The following is a 9733-nucleotide window of genomic DNA, read 5'->3' on the forward strand; positions in this document are numbered from 1 at the left end:
GCCTGAGCCTCCATGGTTATGCCCAAGTGTCCGGTCGAAACGGGGGCCAGTTCACTATGCCCGCGTTTCGACCGAGGATCAGACCCCCCTGCCCCAGTCGCAGGCCCTGAAATCCGCGGGCTGCGCCGAGATCCATGAGGAGCAGGCCTCGGGCGGGAGCCGCGCCCGGCCGGTGCTGGCGCGGGTGCTGGAGCGGATCGGCAAGGGCGACACGCTGGTCGTCGTGCGCATCGACCGTCTGGCGCGGTCCCTCTCGCATCTCCTCGAGGTGATCGAGCGGTTGGAGGCCAAGGGTGCCTTTTTCCGCTCGCTGACTGATCCCATCGACACATCCTCGCCGCAGGGCAAGTTCACCCTGCAAGTCCTGGGCGCCGCGGCCGAGTTCGAGCGGGCCCTGATCCGCGAACGGACCAAGGCCGGGCTGGCCAGCGCACGAACCAAAGGCCGGGTTGGCGGCAATCCGGGCCTGCGCGCCCGGGATCCGGCGGCGCTGCGAAAGGTGCGGCTTGCGCGACAGGACGGCTATATGGAGCGACTCAATGAAACCGCGCAGGACTGGGTGCCGCATGTGCGCCGCCTGCGGCCCGACATGGCGTGGGAGGACGTGCTGCGCATCGTCAACGGCCCCCTGCCCCACGAGCGTCAATGGACGCAAAGCCGGCTTTTGCGCGCGGTCAACGCCTATGTCCGGGACGGCTTCCTGCCGCCTACGGTACTGGACCGCGCCGGCCGCCGCGAAACCGACGACCGCCTGCCCGCCATCGTCGCCGCAATCAAGGGCGCGGATCCCGGCATCACGCTTCAGGCGATCTGCACCCGGTTGGAAGCAATGCGCGAGCGCACGCCTCGTGGGCGGACAAGCTGGCAGCCGTCATCCGTGAAGATGCTGCTGGAACGAGCCGAAAGGCTAGGGTTGCTTGACTGAAGTTGCGGGAATCGACCGCGCGATTCTGAAGATCGTCGTTACGTAGGCGTCCACAATACATGTTGTGGCCACGACATCACGGGCCACGAACTGTTGAAGTAACCTACGAACAGGGTCACCCAAGGCATTGATACTTAACAGCTTTATCTCGTCAGAAATGGGCCGCCTCAACGCCCCCAGGCCGTTCAACAGTTAGGGGTGGATTTATTCGCCAAAACTGTTAAGGTCTACAAAACAATAAAGACTTGAGGGCAGTGATGAGCGGGATACGGGCCTCACAAAGATTCGACGTCATGTCCAAGCGGCTCGGTAGCCGGTTGCGCGAACATGCGCAGGAAACCTTCCCACCGGATGCCCAGAAGGGTCTCCGTCGTTTCGCGATGCGTGAAGCGGCTGATCTCCTTCGGATCAACCAGAACACCTTCCGCCACCATGTGTCAAACCTCGAGGGCTTTCCCGAAGGCATCCTTGAGGGTGGCAACCGCCGCAGCTTCTCTGCCGAAGAAATGGTCGAGGCCCAACGCGTCCTTCTTGGGACGGGTAGGATCAAGCCCGATGAGCACCCTCACAGAAGAGCCGGCGAACCGTGCCAGGTCGTGACAATCTTCAACCTGAAGGGCGGGTCCGCAAAAACGTCGACCGTGGCTCATGTTGGTCAGCTACTGGGCCTTCGCGGCTATCGGGTCCTACTGATCGACCTCGACAGCCAGGCAAGTCTGACAAACCTGTTCGGGGTGACCCCTGAACTCGATCCAGACATGCCGACCTCCTACGATCTGATCCGGTCGGAAGGTCCCCTGCCCGCCTCCGATATCATTCGAAAGACGAACTTCCCGACTGTGGATCTGATCCCGGCCTCCATGGACATCATGGAGTACGAGTTCGAGGTCGCTTTGAGCTTCAGACACGGCGCCACCACCTTCCACAGTCGGATCCGTGAAGCGCTTGAGCCTGTCCTGAGCCGATATGATGTGGTGATCTTCGACACCCCGCCGCAGCTGAACTTCTCGGTGATCTCTGCCCTCTTTGCTTCCACTGGGGTCCTGATCCCGCTCAACGCGTCCATGCTTGATGTGATGTCTCTGGCAAGCTTTCTCGGCATGGCGAGCAACCTGATGGGCGTCGTCGAGGCGCATGCTCCCGAACACGGTCTGAACTTCGTTCGGGTGCTGATCACCCGGTACGAGAACACCGACAGTCCACAGGTCCAGATCTCGTCTCTGCTTCGGACGGTCCTTGGCGATGCGGTCCTCCCGGCCGAGTTCCTGAAATCGACGGCAGTAGGCGATGCTGCAAACACCCAACAGAGCATCTTTGAGGTCGAACCTCGCGACGTGAACCGCAGAACATACGAGCGTGCGATCGAGTCCGTTTCACGCGTGACCGACGAAGTTGAGCGCGAAATCCTCAAGGCATGGGGGCGTAGCCATGGCGCGTAAGGTCTTCGGGGACTCACTCAAGAACGCGATGGGTAAAGCGTCAACGTCGGATGAGGATGCGGATCTCGATCTGAAGCGCACGAGCCCAACTGTCGCTCGAGCGCAAGCATCGGTGTTGGAAGAAGACAAGCACGCCACACGCCTGATCGACCCGGGCACTGTTCGGATGTCTGCGGTCATGGATCGTATCGATCCGAGCGATGGCCTCGAGGAACTTGTGTCCTCGATCCGGGAGCATGGGCAAAAGGTTCCCATTCTTGTCCGCCGAACCCAGGATGGCGCACTTGAGATCGTCTATGGGCGCCGCAGGCTTCTCGCTTGTCGTGAGCTTGGTCAGAAGGTGCGAGCCACGGTCATGGAAATGACCGAAGAGGAAGCTCTGATCGCTCAAGGCGTTGAAAACAATGCCCGCCAAGACCCCTCGTTTATCGAGAGGGCTCTGTTCGTCGCCGGGATCATTCGCGAACTTGGGAAAACAGACGAAACGCGCAAGAACGCCCAGACCATCGCCTATCGGGCGCTCCAGATCGATGAGTCTCTTGTCTCTCGGATGAACCGTATCGCGACGGGTATTCCAATGGAGCTGATTCAGGCCATCGGACCTGCACATGGCGTTGGTCGGAGGGTCTGGGAGAAGCTCTTCAGGCTGTGCGAGAAGGACGTCTCGAGAGCCAGGGAAGTTGCCCGCGAAATCCCCCGCACCTTGCCGGGTCCAGACCGACTTGACGCAGCGGTTACGCTGCTCACAGCCACCAAGGCAACTACACCCGGGGTTGACCAAGGTGAGCGCGTGAAGATCGGCCGCAAAGGCAACCGCATCACCATCGATGTGGACGCTGACCTTGCCCCGCGCATCGAAGACGCCATCCGAAAGCTGATCGGCGAGCTTCTTGACCGCGGTCAAGACGGCCCAGAATGACGACCCCGTGTCTTGACCGCGGTCAAGACATCAAGAGCAACGAGCAGAAAACGAAAGGAGGACCGGCTAGAAAAGGAAAGACCCCCCGAAAGCGGTGCTTCCGAAGGGCCTCAATCAGTCTCGACACCTGATTGATACCCCCAAAACGAATCGAATTCAACACCGCTCGCGGTGACCGGGGAAGCTTTTTCTTCCGAAACACCATGAGACATGTCACTCAAGCACGAACCGCCTTGGCGGACCAGGCAGCTATTGCCTGCCCTAGCCCCTACGAGCTTCTGGGGCCGGTGCGGGTTCTTCGGAAAGACCTGAACCTCACGAGCAACGACGTCACCGTACTGACAGCGCTCGTCAGCTTTCTTCCGCGCGATCACAGCCCCAACTCAAGTGAAACACAGTGCAAGCTGACCGTTGTATTCCCTTCCAACGCCTCCTTATCAGAGCGCGCAAACGGCATCGATGAGAGAACGCTTCGCCGCTGCCTGGGGCGCCTTGAGGCTGCGGGACTCATCCAGCGAAAGAGTTCATCGAACGGGAAACGCTTCCCTCTCCGCTACGGAGGCATCATCAGGGATGCGTTTGGGATCGACTTGGGTCCGCTAATGCAGAGCCACGACGCTCTTGCAGCCAGAGCATCGAAGGTCACAGAAGAGCGTGAACGCCTGCGCTGCCTCAAGGCAGAAGCCCTAGCCCTACGCGCGTCCCTTCTTCAAGACGAACAGCTCAATGACGCAAGGTTGGCTTCACTGGAAGCGATCCGAAACCTGCTTCGTCGGGCAACCCTGACTGCCGACACAGTCTTGCAAATCATCGCTGGTCTCCGCGAGCTTGGAGCCAATGCCAAGCCGAGCTACGGAGAGTGCCACGGTTCAAACACCCGTGCGGACCGAGTGCAATCGCAAGACCAAACCCTCGGCCGTGAATGCGCGAGCGAAATGTCCGCCAGGAACGGACAAAATGACCGGCAGATAGAGTCTGTAAAAAAAGAACATATAAAGAAAGACACGCACGTGAAGCAGCCCAACGCTTCCCAAAGCGTTGGGGCAGCGACCATGAACCGAGACCCTGCGAAAATGGCGTGGACGGACTTTTCACATGTCGCGGACTTCTTCCCAGACCCGCCACGAACAGGCGAAGCCCTCAACCGCGTTCTCTTCGATATCGGTCAATTGCTTAGAATACGCCAAGAAAAACTGATGCTTGGTATCCAGAAAGCTGGGGCCGGACGGCTTTTGCTGATTTTGGACTACCTGTTGGAGAAGGGCGAAGCGATCAGGCAGCCCGAGGCATACTTTGAAACGATCCTGCGCACATAGAACATGCAGGTTGCACTTCTTGACCGCGGTCAAGACAGCCGAAGAGAGGGAAAGGTTGGTGGGTTGAGGGGTGACGGGAAGTGAGATCGGGAGAGTGGCTTCCGGCGCCCGTCGTGGAGAAGATCTGATGGCGAAAGCAGCCCAGAAAATCACGCTGTCCCCCTCGCGGGACATCCCCTTCGACAAGCTCGTGCTGAGCCAGTCCAACGTCCGGCGCATCAAGGCAGGCGTCTCGATCGAGGAACTGGCCGAAGATATCGCACGGCGCGGCCTGCTGCAGGGCTTGAACGTCCGGCCCATGCTCGATGCCGATGGGGCTAAGACCGGCATGTTCGAGATCCCGGCCGGCGGCCGTCGCTTCCAGGCGCTGTCGCTGCTGGTGAAGCAGAAGCGGCTGGCCAAGACCGCGCCGATCCCTTGCATCGTGCGGGATGCGGCGTCGGAGATCCTCGCCGAGGACGACTCGCTCGCGGAGAACATGCAGCGCGTCACCCTGCACCCGCTCGACCAGTTCCGCGCATTCCAGGCCCTGCGCGAGAAGGGTCAGGGCGAGGAAGCGATTGCGGCGGCCTTCTTCGTCACGCCGCACATCGTCAAGCAGCGCCTGAAGCTCGCCTCCGTGGCCCCTGCCCTGCTCGAGGTCTATGCCGAGGATGGGATGACGCTGGAACAGCTGATGGCCTTCACGGTGAATCCGGATCACGCGCGTCAGGTGCAGGTCTGGGAGGCGGTGAAGAATTCCTGGAACAAGGAGCCCTATGCCATCCGCCGCATGCTGACCGAGACCTCGGTCCGAGCCTCGGATCGTCGCGCGGTCTTCGTCGGTGTCGATGCCTATGAGGTGGCGGGCGGTGTCGTCTTGCGCGATCTCTTCCAGGGTGATGACGGTGGCTGGCTCGAGGACCCTGCCCTTCTGGACCGGCTGGTGGCCGAGAAGCTTCAGGCTGACGCCGAAGCGCTTTCCTCTGAAGGCTGGAAGTGGATCGAGGTGGCGACGGACCTGCCCTATGGCTACAGCCACGGTCTGCGGCGTCTGGCCGGTGATCCCGCGCCCATGACCGACGATGAAAGCGTGGCCCATGCGACACTTCTCGCCGAGTACCGCGGGCTGGAAGAGGAATACTCCGGCCAGGACGAATACCCCGAGGAGATCGACGCGCGGCTCGGTCATCTCGAGATGGCCATGGAAGCGCTCGAGCAGCGGCCGCTGATCTACGATCAGGCCGAGGTCGGGCGCGCTGGCGTCTTCGTGACGCTGGATCGGGATGGCGGCCTGGCTGTCTATCGCGGCTATGTCCGGCCCGAGGATGAGCCGCGCGAGGAGACCGCGGTCCAGAATGCCGATGGCGCGGATGCCATGGGGCAGGGGGGTGATGCCGGTGTTTCTACCTGGAAACCGTCGGCGACCTCTGTCGGCGGCACCGTCATCACTTCGGGCGGTCAGCCGATCGGCGCGGATGCATCCGATGAGGAAGATGATGGTGCGCTGAAGCCGTTGCCCGAGCGACTAGTCATGGAACTGACGGCCCACCGGACCTTGGCGCTGCGAGAGGCCATCGGGCGGTCGCCAGACGTTGCTCTGACGCTCCTGCTCCTGAAGTTGGTGACGGATACCTTCCGCACCTCCTCTGCCTCGGGCAGCTGCCTCGAAGCCTCGGTGCGTCACGTCTACATGTCGTCCCAGGCGCCCGATCTGAAGGACAGCGTCGTGGCGAAGCTCGTCGACGAGCGTCACGCCGCCTGGGAGGCCGATCTGCCCCTCGGCGACGATGTCGCGCTCTGGGACTATCTGACGGTCCTCGACGAAGGCAGCCGTCTGGCGCTCCTGGCGCATTGCCTCAGCTTCGGGATCAACGCGCTCCATGAGAAGGTGAACCCCTATGGTGCGGGCATCTCGGCCAGCGGCCTGGCCCGCCGCATGGCCCATGCCGATCTCGTGGCCCGCGCGGTCGATCTCGACATGGTCGAGGCAGGCTGGGAGCCGACGGTCGATGGCTACCTCAACCGTGTGCCCAAGGCCCGGATCCTTGAGGCCGTGCGCGAGGCGAAAGGTGAGGGGACCGCGCAGCTTCTCGATCACCTGAAGAAGGGTGAGATGGCCACAGAAGCCGAGCGGCTCCTCAAGGGCAGCGGCTGGTTGCCCGAGGTCCTGCGCCGGGCCGATCTGGTGACGTTCGACGGCGAGGCGGTCGGAGAAGGGCAAGGGGAAGATGCGGGCGAGCCGGAAGACATCGATCTCCCGGGCTTCCTGACCGTCGATCTGCCGGACAGCGCCGCGTCGATGATGGCCGCAGAGTGATCTGAGCCGTCCGGGGGCGGGGCAACCCGCCCCTCACTCTCATAAAATACAGCAATATCAATACGATGAATGCGAATACTCGCATTCGGGATGAGGAATCATGTCTGCAAGGAACATCATCGACTCAGCCCCTCTCGGCGCGCTGATCCGCTATTCTGACGGCAGTCCCAAGCCGCCGGCACGTTTCACCAAGAAGCTGGCAGCCTGGGAGCGCTCGAACGGCGTGGGCCGTCTTGTGAAGAAGGAACCGCCCAGGGTCTATCCGACCTGGACGGCACCAGCCTCCTTCACGCTGCATGAGGGCAACTTCTCCTCGGACGGGGTGATCCTCGTCACCATCATGCGCAGCCATTCGGCGGATAGCCGGCTGATCTTCGAGGTGGCCGAGGAACCGAAGCCCGGGCAGGTCTGCGTGCTGCTGGACTTCGGGGGCAATACCGAACTGCTGCATCTGGCGGAGTCCATCACTGCGGCCGAGCTCTGGATCGCACGGGAGGGCTATCGCAATGCGCGGCTGGAAATCGTCGGTGCTGAAGACGGCGAGAGGGCAGGGGGCGCGGACCTGGCCGCCTGAGCCCTGACACGGCGTGAGGGGCCTGCCGACGGGCGGGCCACTCACCGATCACACTATCGTCCCGCGATGTCGCGGGGCGTCGAAGGTTCCATCCCCCATCGTGGTGACCATCAACCAAGAACCTGCCCGGGAGGCTGGCGGCGTTCCAAGCATCAGCGGGACAATCGGCTCCTGACGTTGGGGCACCATCCCCCGCTCGCCATTCCCTTCCTTGCCCCGAATCCTGTCTTCGAGATCAACCCGCGAGGGGTCGGACTACGGGCAAGCCCGTGCCGCCGGGTGGATTCGGACGAGCCGAACGCACCCGGTGATGTCAGCCAGTCTTCGGGCCTGCGGGGTCCTGTCGCGCGGGGGATGGTCCCCCGCCTCCCAGACAGGAGCCAAACAGATGTCCCGCAAAGATGCTCACGCTTTCGCCGCCTCCCTCGCCGCCACGCTCATGGTTTCGATCGTCGTCTTCCAGGCAGGGGATGGAACCTTCGGCGCCGTCCCCGCCGATGAGATCGACGGAGACGAGGTTCAGGTGATCGCTGAGGTCGATCCGTGGGCATGACGCCCACGGCCCGAACGAGGGCTCGGCATCGGGGCAGTGGCCCCGAATTGGGCCTTTTGCCGGTAAACCGTTCCGGTCGATCGATCGGAGGAGCCGACAAATGGTCGGCGCGGCCTCCATGAAAGTCGCTTGATCATCGAAGGTGTTCATCGGAAGCTGATCAAGACGGTTCGGGGGCCGATAGAATGCTCTATAAATCATTGATTTCATTATACGGTTCGTCGCTCGCAGGTAAGTCGGCTCCCAAAGACGATTTGATCTGGCACTTCACACCGTCCGACGACCTGCGGCAGTTCCGAGTTTACGCGCTCGATGCGCTACAGCAGGCTAAGGTATTCCTGCTAGATCACCTGGCAGCCGCCTACACTGACACGCTTCACGATGCCGTCTCGAAACAGGCTGAGGAAGCTGGGGTGCCTGCCATGGCAATCCTCGGTGAAGTGAAGCTTCCTGCTCCCGTCGTTTGGGTCGAGTTCGACGATCGCGAACTGGGCGTTGCACGATTTGAGCGCGCTTCACCTGTGACCAGGCACGACGAAAAGCCTTTGGGCACGGGACTACGCGGCTACCTTCTGGACGACCGCAACGAGGGCCATCTACGCATTACGATGTTCCACCGTCGCGAGAATTCGCGTGTCGTCGATCCGATCTGCGCACTGCTCGTCAAGCGGACACCGACAGGACAGCTGAACTATGACGACGTCGAGGTCGAGCTGAGCCGATCCGTGGTCGATTTCCGCGTGCGGAGCGGCGATACGATGGAAATGATCCAAGGCCGCCGCACGGTGCACCAAGTTGAAACCGGGTATGACCTGTTCATTCCCTACGCTCTGTTTGCAATGCTGGTCTCACCGGATCTTGGCGGGATCATCCCAACGGAAACCGAAACCTTCACCGCCAAGGACACCAAGACTGCCCGGAAGTTCGGTAAGTCGTGGATCCTTGGCGCCCAGAAATCACATCTGACGATCCGGATCGGCCCGCAGGCCGCCGCGCACATGGCGGAAAGAACCGCTCGCCTCGAATTCGAGAGGCAAACACTCGAGGCGCGGAACGGCCCCGTTCGTCATTGGGTGTCCGAGCATGAGCGACACTATCGAAGCGGCAAAGTCGTTCTGGTCAAAGGACATCACCGGGGCCAAGCACCTGACCCCAATCTGCCGACACGGGTGATGGGGCCGAAACTCGAGGAGTTCGAGTTTGACCTCCCCGAGGTCGTCCCATCAAAATCCGAATGATCGAGCAGCAGACAGCTTCATGCGGCTAGATCGTCTTTCGACTTCCCGGCAGCCAGCGCGTCCACGAACCACTGCGGTTTGCGTCCCCGGCCCGACCAAGTGAGTGCCGGGTTCTCAGGGTGCCGGTATTTCGGCGCGGCAGGCGCACGGGCGGTTTTCGTCTCGGTGCCGACAAGTTCGGCTAGGGAGTAGCCTAGATCCCGGGCGAGAGCTTCCACCTTGGCGCGGGCTTCCGCCTTCTGCCGATCCTCGAATGTGGAAATCGCCTTGGCGACGTCCTTCTGCATTTTCTTCAGCTCGCTGAGCGACAGTGCCTCGAGATCGTAATCAGCCATTGATGCGGTCCGTGTCCTGAATGTCAGGTATCGATAGCCCGTCGTTGCAGGGTGCCGCAACTCCCGGAAGGCATGGGCAGGTGTGTTTCGGCGTGCAATTTTGACCCCCCAGGCGGGGTGATCGGCGTCCAATTT

General features: G+C 61.7%; 9 protein-coding genes. 8 read left to right on the forward strand and 1 reads right to left on the reverse strand.

The annotated features are described in order from the left end of the window. The 8 genes from FG154_RS19645 to FG154_RS19675 form a co-directional block, all read left to right on the forward strand. A partial coding sequence (locus FG154_RS19645) for a recombinase family protein (protein WP_281282098.1) occupies positions 1 to 925 on the forward strand: 925 nt, incomplete at its 5' end. Between the two features lie 293 nt (positions 926 to 1218). Next, positions 1219 to 2364, forward strand: coding sequence for a plasmid partitioning protein RepA (gene repA, locus FG154_RS19650; protein WP_186312460.1), 1146 nt, complete (start codon positions 1219 to 1221; stop codon positions 2362 to 2364). Further along, positions 2354 to 3283 (forward strand): ParB/RepB/Spo0J family partition protein, encoded by a 930-nt coding sequence (locus FG154_RS19655; protein WP_145111631.1) that lies wholly within the window; start codon positions 2354 to 2356, stop codon positions 3281 to 3283. The genes repA and FG154_RS19655 overlap by 11 nt, the downstream gene beginning before the upstream one ends. Before the next feature lie 203 nt (positions 3284 to 3486). Next, positions 3487 to 4599 carry a helix-turn-helix domain-containing protein gene (locus FG154_RS19660; RefSeq protein WP_145111634.1) on the forward strand — a complete coding sequence of 371 codons (1113 nt, stop codon included), beginning with the start codon at positions 3487 to 3489 and terminating at the stop codon, positions 4597 to 4599. Positions 4600 to 4726: 127 nt separating this feature from the next. Further along, a complete protein-coding gene (locus FG154_RS19665; protein WP_145111636.1) occupies positions 4727 to 6898 on the forward strand; it encodes a ParB/RepB/Spo0J family partition protein in 2172 nt (723 codons plus the stop codon). Between the two features lie 100 nt (positions 6899 to 6998). Next, positions 6999 to 7472 (forward strand): hypothetical protein, encoded by a 474-nt coding sequence (locus tag FG154_RS19670; protein WP_145111660.1) that lies wholly within the window; start codon positions 6999 to 7001, stop codon positions 7470 to 7472. Between the two features lie 388 nt (positions 7473 to 7860). After that, positions 7861 to 8025: a hypothetical protein gene (locus FG154_RS21145; RefSeq protein WP_167384016.1), complete on the forward strand. Its 165-nt coding sequence runs from the start codon at positions 7861 to 7863 to the stop codon at positions 8023 to 8025. 185 nt (positions 8026 to 8210) lie between these two features. Beyond that, positions 8211 to 9263, forward strand: a complete 1053-nt coding sequence (locus tag FG154_RS19675; RefSeq protein WP_145111664.1) for a hypothetical protein — start codon at positions 8211 to 8213, stop codon at positions 9261 to 9263. A 17-nt stretch (positions 9264 to 9280) separates the two neighbouring features. Here the strand turns inward: FG154_RS19675 and FG154_RS19680 are convergent, their stop codons facing one another. After that, positions 9281 to 9598 (reverse strand): H-NS histone family protein, encoded by a 318-nt coding sequence (locus FG154_RS19680; protein ID WP_145111667.1) that lies wholly within the window; start codon positions 9596 to 9598, stop codon positions 9281 to 9283. Positions 9599 to 9733: the final 135 nt, after the last annotated feature.

The organism is Cereibacter sediminicola (genome assembly GCF_007668225.1).
In the GTDB taxonomy this organism is placed as follows: Bacteria; Pseudomonadota; Alphaproteobacteria; order Rhodobacterales; family Rhodobacteraceae; genus Cereibacter_A; species Cereibacter_A azotoformans.

What these genes read in the sequence shown, in the direction of transcription:
- repA (WP_186312460.1), top strand. Translation starts at nt 1,219, where the DNA reads ATGTCCAAGCGGCTCGGTAGCCGGTTGCGCGAACATGCGCAGGAAACC.
- FG154_RS19655 (WP_145111631.1), top strand. Translation starts at nt 2,354, where the DNA reads ATGGCGCGTAAGGTCTTCGGGGACTCACTCAAGAACGCGATGGGTAAA.
- FG154_RS19660 (WP_145111634.1), top strand. Translation starts at nt 3,487, where the DNA reads ATGAGACATGTCACTCAAGCACGAACCGCCTTGGCGGACCAGGCAGCT.
- FG154_RS19665 (WP_145111636.1), top strand. Translation starts at nt 4,727, where the DNA reads ATGGCGAAAGCAGCCCAGAAAATCACGCTGTCCCCCTCGCGGGACATC.
- FG154_RS19670 (WP_145111660.1), top strand. Translation starts at nt 6,999, where the DNA reads ATGTCTGCAAGGAACATCATCGACTCAGCCCCTCTCGGCGCGCTGATC.
- FG154_RS21145 (WP_167384016.1), top strand. Translation starts at nt 7,861, where the DNA reads ATGTCCCGCAAAGATGCTCACGCTTTCGCCGCCTCCCTCGCCGCCACG.
- FG154_RS19675 (WP_145111664.1), top strand. Translation starts at nt 8,211, where the DNA reads ATGCTCTATAAATCATTGATTTCATTATACGGTTCGTCGCTCGCAGGT.
- FG154_RS19680 (WP_145111667.1), bottom strand. Translation starts at nt 9,598, where the DNA reads ATGGCTGATTACGATCTCGAGGCACTGTCGCTCAGCGAGCTGAAGAAA.